Consider the following 13416-nt stretch of genomic DNA (forward strand, 5'->3'; position numbering starts at 1 on the left):
AGTCAAAATGCCAATCAAGACGCCAAGGCCCGAGGGCGGTTCAAGCTTCGTCCGCCACTTGCGCCTTGGCGGCCGGCAAGGTGAAACCGGACACCGAGCGCCGCAGCTGGCTGGCCATTTTCGCCAGGTTGCCGATGCTCTCGGCGGTGGCAGTGGAGCCGGACGAAGTCTGCGAGGTGATCTGCTGGATCACGTTCATCGTCAGGGAAATCTGCCCGGCAGACGACGTCTGTTGCTGGGCGGCGTTGGAAATACTCTGGATCAGCGCCGCGAGGGTTTTGGAAACCCCTTCGATTTCTTCCAGGGCCACACCGGCATCCTGCGCCAGACGCGCGCCGCGCACCACTTCGGTGGTGGTCTGTTCCATGGAAATAACCGCTTCGTTGGTGTCGGTTTGAATCGCACGCACCAGGGTTTCGATTTGCCGGGTGGCGGCGGACGAACGCTCGGCCAGCCGTTGCACTTCGTCGGCGACCACCGCAAAACCGCGCCCCGCGTCACCGGCCATGGAAGCCTGGATGGCCGCGTTAAGGGCAAGGATGTTGGTTTGATCGGCGATGTCATCGATCAGGCTGACAATGTCACCGATTTCCTGGGAAGACTCACCGAGGCGCTTGATGCGCTTGGCGGTGTCCTGAATCTGCTCGCGGATGTTGTCCATGCCGTGGATGGTGTTGTGCACGACCTCGTTGCCCTTGTTCGCGATCTCTACCGAACGCTCGGCCACCGCTGAGGATTCGGCGGCGTTGGCCGACACCTGATCGATGGACTGGGCCATGTCGTTGATCGCGGTGGAGGCTTCGGAAATCTGCTGCGCCTGATGCTCCGACGCCTGCGCCAGGTGCATGGCGGTGGCCTGGGTTTCCTGCACGGCGGCGGCGACCTGGCCAGCGGTAAGGTTGATGGTCGCCACGAGATCGCGCAATTGGTCCACGGAATAGTTGATCGAATCGGCGATAGTCCCGGTGAAGTCTTCGGTCACCGAAGCGGTTACCGTCAGGTCGCCATCGGCGAGGTCTTCGATCTCGTCGAGCAGGCGCATGATCGCGTTCTGGTTGCGCTCGTTTTTCTCGGCGGTTTCCCGCAGTTGGCGATTGGTTTCGCGCACCATCACCAGACCGATGAGGATGATCGACATCAATGCCGCCAGGCCCAGCACGTAACCACCGATGGTGTCGGTCTTGCGTCCGCCGGCAAGGTTTTCGAAACCGCTGGCCAGGTGCGAGGCTTCGTCGAGCAAGGTTTGCGACAGGCTGAAAATGTTGCTGGCCGACTCCCGGACCTTGAACAGTTCCGGCGAGGTTTCGAGGATTTCATCGACGGAGCCGGAGACGAATTCGAACAGTTCGGAAATTTCCATCAAGCGCGCACGCGCATCGCGGTCTTCGACCTGGCTGACCCGCAGCGCTGTGTTGCCCTGCAGCATGCCGTTGAGAACCTGGCCGAAACGCGCCGCATCGCGACCGAAGGCGTCAGCGGCCTGCTGTGAACTTTCGTCGCCGGACAGCACGGTATTCACCGCGCCGAGAATCCGTTCGGCCAGCAGCGATTGACGCTGGGCCATCGCCACCTGGGCCGCCGGAGCGCCGCGCTGCAAGAGGATTTCCACCACTTTTTCGTACTCGACCTGCAACTGCGGCACGGTTTCGCCCAGAGTCGAGGCGACTTGGTGCAGCGACAAAACGGTCTGTTCGCTGGAGAGGATGGCGTCGGTGTTTTTCAGCAGGCGTTCCCAGTCCATCTGCACGGCGCGCATTTCCGGACGCACCTCGGACGGTGCCGGTGGCAGGCCGGTGGCCGGGTCGCCTTTCTTCAGATAGCTCCAGCGCTGGGCAAAATCGTTGCGCGCGTCGCTGAGCAATTTGAATGCCGCGGCCTTGCCGGCGGCGGCTTCGGTGGCGTTCTTGGCGATGCGCTGGGACAGCACGCGCAGCTCACCGGCGTGGCCGATGTATTGTTTGTCGTAAGTGGCCTGGGTGTTGAGGTACGCGAAGTTGGCGAACAACAGCATGATGAAGATGATCAGTGCGATAAACAGCACGATGATCTGCGAACGACTGCGCGACCCTTCCATTGGCTTGCCTGTTTTTGCTTTTATCATCGGTCTTCGCCTGTTAATCCACGCTTTCCAAGACTTGCCCAAACCCCCTGTGGGAGCGGGCTTGCCCGCGATAGCGGTATGTCAGTCGACACATGTGTCGGCTTTGAGTCCCTCATCGCGAGCAAGCTCGGCTCCCACAGGTCCTCTGTTGTACCGGCTATAGCGCCACGTTCATGAATCCCTGCGCCCGCGCCAGCGCAAACGGGCTGAACACCTGCCAGCTCTGCTCTCGCTGAAACCGGCCCTCGATAAACGCTGAAATCGGCCCACTCGAATGATCTGCCGGCTTCAGGCTGTCCTGGGCAAAGTGCTGCAAGCCGAAGACCTCATCGACCAACAACCCGGCAAACACCTCGTTATGCTCCACCACCAACACCCGCCGTTGCTTGCGCGCCGTCGAGACTTCGTGACCAAAGAAACCGCACAAATCCATGATCGGCAACAAACGCCCACGCAAATTGGCCACGCCCTTGACCCAGGGCTTGACCCCCGGCACTTGAGTGAAGCGCGGCTCGTGCAGCACTTCACTGACTTCGCCCATGGGGGCGACGTACCAGTGCTCGCCCAGGCGAAAGCCGATGCCGCTCCAGCTATCCTGCCGGGTTGGTTGAGACGGCAGATCCGCTGCCAGCAGACGACAGCGCTGGTCGATCTGCAGCAGCAGTTCAAAAGCCGTCAGCGACTCGTTCATGGCCGGCTGATCAACCGGCCAGCACGCTGTTCAGGGTCTTGATCAGGGTTTCTTCGTCGACTGGTTTGGTCAGGTAGTCCTTGGCGCCCTGGCGCGTGCCCCAGACCTTGTCGGTTTCCTGATCCTTGGTGGTGATGATGATCACCGGGATGTGCCCGGTTTCCGGGTCTTTGGTCAACTGACGGGTCGCCTGGAAACCGTTGAGGCCGGGCATCACAATGTCCATCAGCACTGCGTCGGGTTTTTCCTGGCGGGCCAGGGCCACGCCGTCCGCGCCGTTTTCGGCTTTCAAGACTTCATGACCGTGCTTTTCCAGCATGCCGGTCAGTTTGTACATTTCGGTCGGCGAATCATCGACGATCAGAATACGTGCCATGGTCTTCCCCATTTTTCTTGTCGACATCCGGCCCGCTGGCCGAGCGTCACTGTGCGTGTCTTACTGCGGCAAAACAGCGGCGAAGCCCGGAACATGGGCCTGGATCGCGTTGAGCAGTTCTTCCTTGCTGAAAGGCTTGGTCAGAAACTGATCGGAGCCGACGATGCGCCCCTTGGCCTTGTCGAACAGCCCGTCCTTGGACGACAGCATAATCACTGGCGTGGACTTGAATGCACTGTTGTTCTTGATTAAAGCGCAGGTCTGATAGCCATCCAGACGCGGCATCATGATGTCGACGAAGATGATGCCGGGGTGATTGTCGGCAATCTTGGCCAGCGCATCGAAACCGTCGATGGCCGTGATGACCTCACAACCCACGTTCTTGAGCAGCGTTTCGGCGGTGCGGCGAATCGTCTTCGAATCGTCGATCACCATGACCTTCAAGGCGCTGGGTTGCTGGTCCATAAATGCTCTGCCGTCGCCTTTGTGAAACAATTTGTCCGTTTGGCCGCTCGAAACCCTTGAAGCTCAAGGCCCGGCGCCACTTGGCAGCCTTTTTAGCACAGTCTCCAAACGCAATCTATCGGCCGGCCCTGGCAGTGGTTTTTCCTTGACCGGGAACACACTCAGCGCCACTCTGACGCCACTTTTATATGGTCCTTACCTTCTGTAGGAGCAAGCTTGCTCGCGATGAACGTTGACATGGTCTATCTGAACAACCGCGTCGACTCTATCGCGAGCAAGCTTGCTCCTACAGACTGATTTCGCCCCCTAATTTCGAGGAAACACCCATGAGCGTTCGCGTCGGGATTGTCATGGATCCTATTGCCGGCATCTCCTATAAAAAGGATAGCTCGCTGGCCATGCTGCTGGCCGCGCAGAAGCGTGGCTGGGAACTGTTCTATATGGAACAGCGCGACCTGTACCAGGGCGAAGGTGAAGCCAGAGCGCGGATGCGTCCGCTGAAAGTGTTCGCCAACCCGGAAAAATGGTTCGAACTGGAAGCCGAGCAGGATGCGCTGCTTAGCGACCTGGACGTGATCCTGATGCGCAAGGATCCGCCGTTCGACATGGAGTTCGTTTACTCCACGTACTTGCTGGAGCAAGCCGAGAGCGCTGGCGTGCTGGTGGTCAACAAACCGCAGAGCCTGCGTGACTGCAACGAGAAACTGTTCGCCACGCTGTTCCCGCAGTGCACGCCGCCGACCGTGGTCAGCCGCCGCGCCGATGTGCTGCGTGAATTTGCCGCCAAACACGGCGACGTGATTCTCAAGCCGCTGGACGGCATGGGCGGCACATCGATCTTCCGTCACCGCGCGGGCGACCCGAACCTGTCAGTGATTCTCGAAACCCTGACCGCACTCGGCACCCAGCAGATCATGGGCCAGGCCTACCTGCCGGCGATCAAGGATGGCGACAAACGCATCCTGATGATCGACGGCGAGCCGGTGGATTACTGCCTGGCGCGTATTCCCGCTGCTGGCGAAACCCGTGGCAACCTCGCCGCTGGTGGCCGTGGCGAAGCGCGTCCGCTGAGCGAGAAGGATCGCTGGATCGCCGCCCAGGTCGGCCCGACCCTGCGCGAGAAAGGCCTGCTGTTCGTCGGCCTCGACGTGATCGGCGAGCACCTGACGGAAATCAACGTCACCAGCCCGACCTGCATTCGCGAAATCGACAATGCCTTTGGCACCGACATTGGCAGCTTGTTGATGGATGCCATAGAGAAGCAGCTGAAAGCTGCAAGCCTCAAGCGGCAAGGTTGAAGCGTGCCGAATGCAGCTTGTCGCTTGAAGCCTGGAGCTTGAAGCTAAAAACCAACATTGCGTTATCATGCCGGGCTCGTAAAAACGCGATGTTGGTTTTTTTGCCATGACCCTCCCGTCCGATCTGCCTCCCGAACTCGCCCATTACGGCGTGCGCCCGGCCGATCGCCTCGGTTTTACCCTGTTTCTGGCAGCGTTGATTCACCTCGCTTTGCTGTTGGGTGTCGGCTTTACCATGGTCGAACCCAAGCAGATCAGCAAAACCCTGGAAATCACCCTCGCCACCTTCAAAAGCGAAAAGAAGCCTGAAAAAGCTGATTTTCTTGCCCAGGAAAACCAGCAAGGCAGTGGCACCCTGGATAAAAAGGCGATCCCCAAGACCACTGAGGTCGCGCCTTTCCAGGACAACAAGGTGCAGAAAGTCACGCCACCGCCAGCCGCCAAGCCTGAAGTCCAGGAGGCTGCGCCCAAGGCCGCCGTGACCACCGTCGCGCCGAAGCCGAAAAAAGCCCCGGCGAAAACCGAAGAACCCAAACCCGTCACCAAACCCGCCGTGGCCGCGCCGACCTTCGACAGTGAACAGCTGTCCAGCGACATCGCCAGCCTGGAAGCGGAATTGGCCCAGGAACAACAGCTGTACGCCAAACGCCCGCGCATCCACCGTCTGAGCGCCGCTTCGACCATGAAAGACAAGGGCGCCTGGTACAAGGACGAATGGCGCAAGAAGGTCGAGCGCATCGGCAACCTCAATTACCCCGACGAAGCCCGGCGCAAACAGATTTACGGCAACTTGCGCCTGATGGTGTCGATCAACCGCGACGGCTCGCTGTATGAAGTGCTGGTGCTGGAGTCGTCCGGGCAACCGCTGCTGGATCAGGCGGCCCAGCGCATCGTGCGGCTGGCGGCGCCATTTGCGCCGTTTACCGGGGACTTGTCGGATATCGACCGGCTGGAAATCATCCGCACGTGGAAATTTGCGCGTGGGGATCGCCTCTCAAGCAACTGACTGAAGATCAAAAGATCGCAGCCTGCGGCAGCTCCTACATTTGGAACGCGTTTCCCTGTAGGAGCTGCCGCAGGCTGCGATCTTTTGGCTCACTCAAGCTTGTCAGTTCGCCCCTCCAACGCCACACTAGCGCTCATGAAAAACGTCAGCCCCAGCTACCTCAAGCATCACTTCCTGATCGCCATGCCGCACATGGTCGACCCGAACTTTGCGCACACCTTGACCTACATCGTCGAGCACACGGCCAATGGTGCCATGGGGCTGGTGGTCAACCGTCCGCAAGACCTGAACCTGGCCGATATCCTCGAGCAACTGCGCCCGGATATCGAACCTCCAGCGCTCTGCCAGCACGTGCCGATCTTCATCGGCGGGCCGGTGCAGACCGATCGCGGATTCGTTCTGCACCCTTCGGGGCAGAGCTTTCAGGCGACCGTTGATCTGGAAGGCGAGCTGTCCCTGTCGACCTCCCAGGACGTGCTGTTCGCCATCGCCGATGGCGTCGGTCCGGCGAAAAGCGTGATTACCCTGGGTTATGCCGGTTGGGAAGCCGGGCAACTGGAAGCCGAACTGGCGCAAAACGCCTGGCTGACCTGCCCGTTCGACGCCGACATCCTGTTCAACACCAGCAGTGAACTGCGCCTCGAAGCGGCGGCCAGACACCTGGGCGTCAACCTCAGCCTGCTCACCAGCCAGGCGGGGCACGCCTGATGGCCCTGCGGTTGATCCTGGGTTTCGACTACGGCACCAAACAAATCGGCGTTGCGGTCGGCCAGGTCATTACCGGCCAGGCCCGCGAGCTGTGCACCTTGAAAGCGCAGAACGGCATTCCCGACTGGGACCAGGTCGAAGCCCTGATTAAAGAGTGGAAGCCCGACGCCGTGGTGGTCGGCCTGCCGCTGAACATGGACGGCACCCCCAGCGACATGTGCGCCCGCGCGGAAAAATTCGCCCGGCGCCTCAACGGCCGCTTCAACCTGCCCTTCTATACTCACGACGAACGCCTGACCACCTTCGAGGCCAAGGGCGAACGCCTGGCCCGTGGCGGGCAGAAAGGCAGTTACCGCGACAACCCGGTCGACGCCATCGCCGCCGCCCTGCTGCTGCAAGGCTGGCTCGACGAAAATGGCGCGCTGTTCGAATCCTGATGCGCCCAATCCTGAAGAGTCGCAATGCGGCTCTTTTAGTAACAACCCGAGCCACCTCAAGCACAAGCCGCCTCGGGCCCAAGAAGGAGCAACCATGAGCCTGCCCAATCCCGCCGAACTGATCCGCCAGATGGCGACCGATCTCAAGGCCCACCTGGAACACCGTGGCATCAGCGAACCGCGTTACATCGGAATCCGCAGCGGCGGCGTCTGGGTCGCCCAGGCTTTGCTGAAAGAGCTGGGCAGCGCTGAACCGCTTGGCACGCTCGACGTTTCCTTCTACCGCGACGATTTCAGCCAGAACGGCCTGCACCCGCAAGTGCGCCCGTCCGCCCTGCCGTTCGAGATCGAAGGCCAGCACCTGGTGCTGATCGACGACGTACTGATGAGCGGCCGCACCATCCGCGCCGCCATGAACGAACTCTTCGACTACGGCCGCCCGGCCAGCGTGACGCTGGTGTGCCTGCTGGACCTGGACGCCGGTGAACTGCCGATCCGCCCGAACGTGGTCGGCGCGACCTTGTCCCTGGCAGCCCACGAACGGGTGAAGCTGTCCGGTCCGGAGCTTGCGCTCGAAGTGCAAGACCTCGCCCTTTAATTCGCCCTATTGAGAGTCCCCCTCGCGATGACGCCTCTAGAAACCAAGCGCCCGCTGCAGCTCAATGATCAGGGCCAGCTGCGCCACTTCCTCTCGCTCGACGGCTTGCGCCGCGAGCTGCTGACGGAAATCCTCGACACCGCCGACTCGTTCCTCGAAGTCGGCGCCCGGGCGGTGAAGAAAGTCCCGTTGCTGCGCGGCAAGACCGTGTGCAACGTGTTCTTCGAGAACTCCACCCGCACCCGCACCACCTTCGAACTGGCGGCCCAGCGCCTGTCGGCGGACGTGATCACCCTGAACGTGTCGACATCGTCGGCGAGCAAGGGGGAAACACTGCTCGACACGCTACGTAACCTGGAAGCCATGGCTGCCGACATGTTCGTCGTGCGCCACGGTGATTCGGGTGCCGCGCACTTCATCGCCGAACACGTGTGCCCGCAAGTAGCGATCATCAACGGCGGCGACGGCCGTCATGCGCACCCGACCCAGGGCATGCTCGACATGCTGACGATCCGCCGGCACAAGGGCGGTTTCGAGAATCTTTCGGTGGCCATCGTCGGCGACATCCTGCACTCGCGGGTCGCACGCTCGAACATGCTGGCGCTGAAAACCCTCGGCTGCCCGGACATCCGCGTGATCGCGCCGAAAACCCTGCTGCCGATCGGCATCGAGCAATACGGCGTGAAGGTCTACACCGACATGACCGAAGGCCTGAAGGACGTCGATGTGGTGATCATGTTGCGCCTGCAACGTGAACGCATGACCGGTGGCCTGTTGCCGAGCGAGGGCGAGTTCTATCGCCTGTTCGGACTGACCACCGCGCGCCTGGCCGGGGCCAAACCCGATGCCATCGTCATGCACCCGGGGCCGATCAACCGTGGCGTGGAGATTGAGTCGGCGGTGGCCGACGGCCCGCACTCGGTGATCCTCAACCAGGTCACCTACGGCATCGCGATTCGTATGGCGGTGCTGTCCATGGCCATGAGCGGGCAAACAGCCCAGCGCCAATTCGAGCAGGAGAACGCCCAGTGAAGCTCAGCATTCTCGGCGCACGCGTCATCGACCCGGCCAGTGGCCTGGATCAAGTCACCGATATTCACATTGAAGCCTGCAAGATCGTCGGCCTTGGCGCCGCGCCGGCCGGTTTTGTCGCCGTCGACACCATCGACGCCCAAGGCCTGGTAGCCGCTCCCGGCCTGGTTGACCTCAACGTCGCCCTGCGCGAACCGGGTTACAGCCGTAAAGGCTCGATCGCCAGCGAAACCCGCGCCGCCGCCGCTGGTGGCGTGACCAGCCTGTGCTGCCCGCCGAAAACCAAACCGGTGCTGGACACCTCGGCGGTGGCCGAACTGATCCTCGACCGCGCCCGCGAGGCCGGCAACGCCAAAGTCTTCCCGATCGGCGCCCTGAGCAAAGGCCTGGATGGCGAACAGCTGGCCGAACTGGTCGCGTTGCGCGATGCCGGCTGCGTGGCCTTCGGCAACGGATTGGAGAGCTTCCGCAATACCCGCACCCTGTGCCGGGCGCTGGACTATGCGGCGACCTTCGACCTGACGGTGATTTTCAATTCGCAGGATCATGACCTGGCCGAAGGTGGGCTGGCCCATGAAGGCCCGACCGCCAGTTTCCTCGGTTTGCCGGGCATTCCGGAAACGGCCGAAACCGTGGCCCTGGCGCGGGATCTGCTGTTGGTCGAGCAAACCGGCGTGCGCGCGCACTTCAGCCAACTCACCAGCGCTCGCGGTGTGGCCCTGATCGCCCAGGCCCAGGCACGTGGTCTGAAGGTTACGGCGGATGTGGCGTTGTACCAACTGATCCTGACCGATGAAGCGCTGATTGATTTCAGCAGCCTCTATCACGTCCAGCCACCACTGCGCACCCGCGCCGACCGTGAGGGTCTGCGTGCGGCCGTGAAGTCGGGCGTGGTTTCGGCGATTTCCAGCCATCACCAACCCCACGAGCGCGACGCCAAACTGGCGCCGTTCGGTGCCACCGAACCGGGCATCAGCAGCGTTGAGTTGTTGTTGCCACTGGCGATGACACTGGTGGAAGACGGTCTGCTGGACTTGCCGACGCTGCTGGCGCGCCTCGGTGCCGGGCCTGCCGAAGCTTTGCGTCTGCCGGCGGGCAAACTGGCGGTGGGTGGCGCGGCGGATATCGTGCTGTTCGACCCGGCGGCTTCGACCGTGGCCGGTGAGACCTGGCGGTCCAAGGGCGAGAACTGCCCGTTCATTGGGCACAGCTTGCCGGGCGTAGTGCGCTACACACTGGTGGATGGGCGGATCAGCCACCAGGCATAAGACCGCGTCGCCCCAATCGCCAGCAAGCCGACTCCTGCGGAATTTGTAGGAGCCGGCTTGCTGGCGATGCTTTTACTGGAAGGCGCCGCGATTCTGCGCGTTGCGCACGGACACCTGATCATTCAACGTCCAGAAGTCATACAGCACCCCCACGAAGAACAACCCGCCCGTCACCAGGTACAGCAGCCCGCTGATCCATTTCCCTTGATACATCCGGTGCACGCCGAACACGCCAAGAAACGTCAACAGAATCCACGCGACGTTGTATTCGATCGGCCCGGCCGTGAACCGAAAGTCTGCTTCACGGTCCATGGACGGGATCAGGAACAAGTCGATCAGCCAGCCGATGCCCAGCAAACCGAAAGTGAAGAACCAGATCGTTCCAGTCACCGGTTTGCCGTAATAGAAGCGGTGAGCGCCGGTAAAGCCGAAAATCCACAGCAGATATCCGATCACTTTACTGTGCGTGTCTTGATGCGGAACGGGGGACTGATAGGTGTTCATGGATGACCTCGATTCACACGATAGATAAATATTCTTTAAATCTTTGTGACTTTTTTACGATCACCCGACGTATGGCAAATGCTACTTTGTCCACCGTCGAAGCCCCGTGGCGTCTGCGTTCTGTCCGACAATTGCGTCAATTTGCCGCTTATTTGGTTCCGTTGACCACAAGTTGAATCGACCAACGGCCTCGGAAGGGACAAAAAAGCTGTTATAAAGTTGCGCGTTCACACATTCGAGCCCTGCCTAATGCGTTCATTTTTCAAGACATGGCTAACCATTTGCCTTTTGATGCCACTGGCCGCCCACGCCACCAATCGTGAGCAACGTCTTCCAAACGTTAATGGTTACACCCCAAAATCCCACGCTTCTGCCCCTTCCAGCAAAAGCAAAAAAACGGTCAAGCTCGCGCCTCAGCTGACCAGCAACAGCAGCCTGGTCCCGCCGATGGCGACCAAGGAAAGCAGCAACGTGCTGAGCCGCGCTGTTAACGTCCTCGGTACGCCCTACCGTTGGGGCGGCAGCAGCCCGAGCAAAGGCTTCGACTGCAGCGGCCTGGTGAAATACGCGTTCAACGACGCCACGTTTGACCTGCCACGCACCTCCAATGCCATGGCCAGCGGTCACGGCGAGAAAGTCGATCGCGAAGACTTGAAGCCGGGCGACCTGATTTTCTTCAACATCAAGAGTCGCCGAGTCAATCACGTTGCCATCTACTTGGGCAACGACCGCTTCATCCACGCACCGCGCCGTGGCAAGTCGGTCTCCATCGACACCTTGAAGAAACCGTATTGGGAAAAACACTACGTAGTGGCCAAGCGGGTTCTTCCAAAAGAACAGAACGCGATGCGGGTTGTTCAGCGCTGATTTGAAAGCGCCCGTCCTCTGAGGCGGGCACTTGTGGCGAGGGAGCTTGCTCCCGCTGGATTGCGAAGCGACCCCAAAAAACGCGAGCGCTGCGCACTCGAGCGGGAGCAAGCTCCCTCGCCACAGTGCTGTATTCCATCCCTCAAAAATTGTCCGGTGACCGCGCCTTCTCCCGCGCGTGCTCACGACTGACCAGCCCTTTGGTCACCAAATCCTTCAAACCCATATCCAGCGTCTGCATCCCCAGCGATCCTCCTGCCTGAATCGACGAGTACATCTGCGCCACCTTGTCTTCGCGGATCAGGTTACGAATCGCCGACGTCCCCAGCATGATCTCGTGGGCAGCAATGCGCCCACCGCCGATCTTCTTCACCAGCGTCTGCGACACCACCGCCAGCAACGACTCGGAAAGCATCGAGCGCACCATGGATTTTTCGTCCCCCGGAAACACGTCCACGATCCGGTCGATGGTTTTCGCCGCCGATGTGGTGTGCAGCGTGCCGAACACCAGGTGACCGGTTTCGGCGGCAGTCAGGGCCAGGCGAATGGTTTCCAGATCGCGCATCTCCCCCACCAGAATCACGTCCGGATCTTCTCGCAGCGCCGAGCGCAGGGCCGTGGCGAAGCTGCGGGTATCGCGGTGCACCTCACGCTGATTGATCAGGCATTTGCGAGATTCGTGGACGAACTCGATGGGGTCTTCGATGGTGAGGATGTGGTGATGGCGATGGTTGTTCAGGTGATCGATCATCGCCGCCAGCGTGGTGGACTTGCCGGAGCCGGTGGGGCCCGTCACCAGCACCAGGCCACGGGGTGCGTCGGTCATCTTGCGGAATACGTCGCCCATCCCCAGCTCCTCCATGCTCAGGACCCTGGAGGGAATCGTACGGAACACCGCGCCGGCACCGCGGCTCTGGTTGAAGGCATTAACCCGAAAGCGCGCCACGCCGGGCACATCAAAGGAAAAGTCGGTTTCCAGGTGCTTTTCGAAGTCGACCCGCTGGGTGTCGTTCATGATGTCGTAGATCAGCGCCTGTACTTCCTTGTGATCCAGTGCCGGTAAATTGATCCGCCGCACATCGCCGTCGACACGAATCATCGGCGGCAGGCCGGCGGACAGATGCAGATCGGAAGCTCCTTGTTTGGCGCTGAACGCCAGCAGTTCAGTGATATCCATAGCGCTCCTCAATTCCAGTAGAATGCCGCGAACCTTCAGCCGCTGGCGCCAAATCCTGCCTGAAAAGTCGCCGAGCGATGATCAGGCAAGGCAAAAGTCAGCGAAGAAGCGGAGTTGACGTCAGTCAATGAGCATTCTGAGGTGACTTTTAACGCCGCATGATCGAGTGCAGGCACTTTTTCAGGCAGGATTTGATGTCCACCATAGCAGACAACATTTCACTGGTTAGTTCGCGCATACACGCTGCAACACTCGCCGCCAACCGCGCCGAAAACAGCGTCCAGCTGCTGGCCGTAAGCAAGACCAAACCCGCACAAGCCCTGCGTGAAGCCTATGCCGCCGGCCTGCGCGACTTTGGCGAGAACTACTTGCAGGAAGCACTGGGCAAACAGCTCGAATTGGCCGACCTGCCCTTGATCTGGCACTTCATCGGCCCCATTCAATCGAACAAGACTCGCGCCATTGCCGAGCATTTCGACTGGGTGCATTCCGTGGATCGTTTGAAAATCGCACAACGCCTTTCCGAACAACGTCCTGCCGATCTGCCACCGTTGAACATCTGCATCCAGGTCAACGTCAGTGGTGAAGCCAGCAAATCGGGCTGTGCCCCGGCCGATCTGCCGGCCCTGGCCAATGCCATCAGCGAGCTGCCGCGCCTGAAGTTGCGCGGGTTGATGGCCATTCCCGAGCCGACCGAAGATCGCGCCGCACAGGATGCCGCCTTTGCTGCCGTGCAAAGCCTGCAAACCAGCCTCAATTTGCCGCTCGACACACTTTCCATGGGCATGAGCCACGACCTCGAGTCGGCCATTGCCATGGGCGCCACGTGGGTGCGGATCGGTACCGCCCTGTTTGGTGCCCGCGACTATAGCCAACCATGATCCATGG

The 13416-nt window shown here is 60.7% G+C and carries 15 protein-coding genes; 9 read left to right on the plus strand and 6 right to left on the minus strand.

The features are described 5' to 3' along the window. Nucleotides 1-40 precede the first annotated feature (40 nt). The 4 genes from NL64_RS07640 to pilG form a co-directional block, all read right to left on the minus strand. A complete protein-coding gene (locus NL64_RS07640) occupies nucleotides 41-2101 on the minus strand; it encodes a methyl-accepting chemotaxis protein (protein WP_034147539.1) in 2061 nt (686 codons plus the stop codon). Between the two features lie 157 nt (nucleotides 2102-2258). Then, nucleotides 2259-2792: a chemotaxis protein CheW gene (locus NL64_RS07645; RefSeq protein WP_034147540.1), complete on the minus strand. Its 534-nt coding sequence runs from the start codon at nucleotides 2790-2792 to the stop codon at nucleotides 2259-2261. A gap of 10 nt (nucleotides 2793-2802) precedes the next feature. Further along, on the minus strand, nucleotides 2803-3168 hold the full coding sequence (pilH, locus tag NL64_RS07650) for a twitching motility response regulator PilH (protein ID WP_034147541.1): 366 nt from the start codon (nucleotides 3166-3168) through the stop codon (nucleotides 2803-2805). 60 nt (nucleotides 3169-3228) lie between these two features. Continuing rightward, nucleotides 3229-3633, minus strand: a complete 405-nt coding sequence (pilG, locus tag NL64_RS07655; protein WP_034147542.1) for a twitching motility response regulator PilG — start codon at nucleotides 3631-3633, stop codon at nucleotides 3229-3231. A gap of 326 nt (nucleotides 3634-3959) precedes the next feature. Between pilG and gshB the strand changes: the two genes are divergently transcribed. The 7 genes from gshB (at nucleotide 3960) to NL64_RS07690 (ending at nucleotide 9980) form a co-directional block, all read left to right on the plus strand. Beyond that, nucleotides 3960-4931 (plus strand): glutathione synthase, encoded by a 972-nt coding sequence (gshB, locus tag NL64_RS07660; RefSeq protein WP_034147543.1) that lies wholly within the window; start codon nucleotides 3960-3962, stop codon nucleotides 4929-4931. Nucleotides 4932-5037: 106 nt separating this feature from the next. Continuing rightward, nucleotides 5038-5937, plus strand: a complete 900-nt coding sequence (locus NL64_RS07665; protein WP_034147544.1) for an energy transducer TonB — start codon at nucleotides 5038-5040, stop codon at nucleotides 5935-5937. 135 nt (nucleotides 5938-6072) lie between these two features. Beyond that, a complete protein-coding gene (locus tag NL64_RS07670) occupies nucleotides 6073-6645 on the plus strand; it encodes a YqgE/AlgH family protein (RefSeq protein ID WP_034147545.1) in 573 nt (190 codons plus the stop codon). Beyond that, the gene (gene ruvX, locus NL64_RS07675) at nucleotides 6645-7082 is read left to right on the plus strand and encodes a Holliday junction resolvase RuvX (protein WP_034147546.1); all 438 of its coding nucleotides are present in this window, start codon (nucleotides 6645-6647) and stop codon (nucleotides 7080-7082) included. Before NL64_RS07670 ends, ruvX begins: the two co-directional genes overlap by 1 nt. Nucleotides 7083-7176: 94 nt before the next feature. Further along, the gene (pyrR, locus tag NL64_RS07680) at nucleotides 7177-7680 is read left to right on the plus strand and encodes a bifunctional pyr operon transcriptional regulator/uracil phosphoribosyltransferase PyrR (RefSeq protein ID WP_034147547.1); all 504 of its coding nucleotides are present in this window, start codon (nucleotides 7177-7179) and stop codon (nucleotides 7678-7680) included. A gap of 27 nt (nucleotides 7681-7707) precedes the next feature. Beyond that, a complete protein-coding gene (locus tag NL64_RS07685) occupies nucleotides 7708-8712 on the plus strand; it encodes an aspartate carbamoyltransferase catalytic subunit (protein ID WP_007939362.1) in 1005 nt (334 codons plus the stop codon). Then, the gene (locus NL64_RS07690) at nucleotides 8709-9980 is read left to right on the plus strand and encodes a dihydroorotase (protein ID WP_034147548.1); all 1272 of its coding nucleotides are present in this window, start codon (nucleotides 8709-8711) and stop codon (nucleotides 9978-9980) included. The genes NL64_RS07685 and NL64_RS07690 overlap by 4 nt, the downstream gene beginning before the upstream one ends. A gap of 72 nt (nucleotides 9981-10052) precedes the next feature. On the opposite strand, the gene NL64_RS07695 is transcribed toward NL64_RS07690, so the two are convergent. After that, a complete protein-coding gene (locus NL64_RS07695; RefSeq protein WP_034147549.1) occupies nucleotides 10053-10484 on the minus strand; it encodes an NINE protein in 432 nt (143 codons plus the stop codon). Between the two features lie 249 nt (nucleotides 10485-10733). Between NL64_RS07695 and NL64_RS07700 the strand changes: the two genes are divergently transcribed. Next, complete coding sequence (locus NL64_RS07700) at nucleotides 10734-11351, plus strand: C40 family peptidase (RefSeq protein ID WP_034147550.1); 618 nt, start codon at nucleotides 10734-10736, stop codon at nucleotides 11349-11351. Nucleotides 11352-11493: 142 nt separating this feature from the next. Here NL64_RS07700 and NL64_RS07705 read toward each other — a convergent pair whose 3' ends face one another. Next, nucleotides 11494-12528, minus strand: coding sequence for a type IV pilus twitching motility protein PilT (locus NL64_RS07705; protein WP_034147551.1), 1035 nt, complete (start codon nucleotides 12526-12528; stop codon nucleotides 11494-11496). A gap of 194 nt (nucleotides 12529-12722) precedes the next feature. On the opposite strand from NL64_RS07705, the gene NL64_RS07710 reads away from it, so the two are divergent. Beyond that, on the plus strand, nucleotides 12723-13409 hold the full coding sequence (locus NL64_RS07710; protein WP_034147552.1) for a YggS family pyridoxal phosphate-dependent enzyme: 687 nt from the start codon (nucleotides 12723-12725) through the stop codon (nucleotides 13407-13409). Nucleotides 13410-13416 lie beyond the last annotated feature (7 nt).

Source organism: Pseudomonas fluorescens (assembly GCF_000802965.1).
GTDB lineage: Bacteria > Pseudomonadota > Gammaproteobacteria > Pseudomonadales > Pseudomonadaceae > Aquipseudomonas > Aquipseudomonas fluorescens_A.

Coding starts and splice junctions, on each gene's coding strand:
- NL64_RS07640 (WP_034147539.1), bottom strand. CDS start 2,101: ATGATAAAAGCAAAAACAGGCAAGCCAATGGAAGGGTCGCGCAGTCGT.
- NL64_RS07645 (WP_034147540.1), bottom strand. CDS start 2,792: ATGAACGAGTCGCTGACGGCTTTTGAACTGCTGCTGCAGATCGACCAG.
- pilH (WP_034147541.1), bottom strand. CDS start 3,168: ATGGCACGTATTCTGATCGTCGATGATTCGCCGACCGAAATGTACAAA.
- pilG (WP_034147542.1), bottom strand. CDS start 3,633: ATGGACCAGCAACCCAGCGCCTTGAAGGTCATGGTGATCGACGATTCG.
- gshB (WP_034147543.1), top strand. CDS start 3,960: ATGAGCGTTCGCGTCGGGATTGTCATGGATCCTATTGCCGGCATCTCC.
- NL64_RS07665 (WP_034147544.1), top strand. CDS start 5,038: ATGACCCTCCCGTCCGATCTGCCTCCCGAACTCGCCCATTACGGCGTG.
- NL64_RS07670 (WP_034147545.1), top strand. CDS start 6,073: ATGAAAAACGTCAGCCCCAGCTACCTCAAGCATCACTTCCTGATCGCC.
- ruvX (WP_034147546.1), top strand. CDS start 6,645: ATGGCCCTGCGGTTGATCCTGGGTTTCGACTACGGCACCAAACAAATC.
- pyrR (WP_034147547.1), top strand. CDS start 7,177: ATGAGCCTGCCCAATCCCGCCGAACTGATCCGCCAGATGGCGACCGAT.
- NL64_RS07685 (WP_007939362.1), top strand. CDS start 7,708: ATGACGCCTCTAGAAACCAAGCGCCCGCTGCAGCTCAATGATCAGGGC.
- NL64_RS07695 (WP_034147549.1), bottom strand. CDS start 10,484: ATGAACACCTATCAGTCCCCCGTTCCGCATCAAGACACGCACAGTAAA.
- NL64_RS07700 (WP_034147550.1), top strand. CDS start 10,734: ATGCGTTCATTTTTCAAGACATGGCTAACCATTTGCCTTTTGATGCCA.
- NL64_RS07705 (WP_034147551.1), bottom strand. CDS start 12,528: ATGGATATCACTGAACTGCTGGCGTTCAGCGCCAAACAAGGAGCTTCC.
- NL64_RS07710 (WP_034147552.1), top strand. CDS start 12,723: ATGTCCACCATAGCAGACAACATTTCACTGGTTAGTTCGCGCATACAC.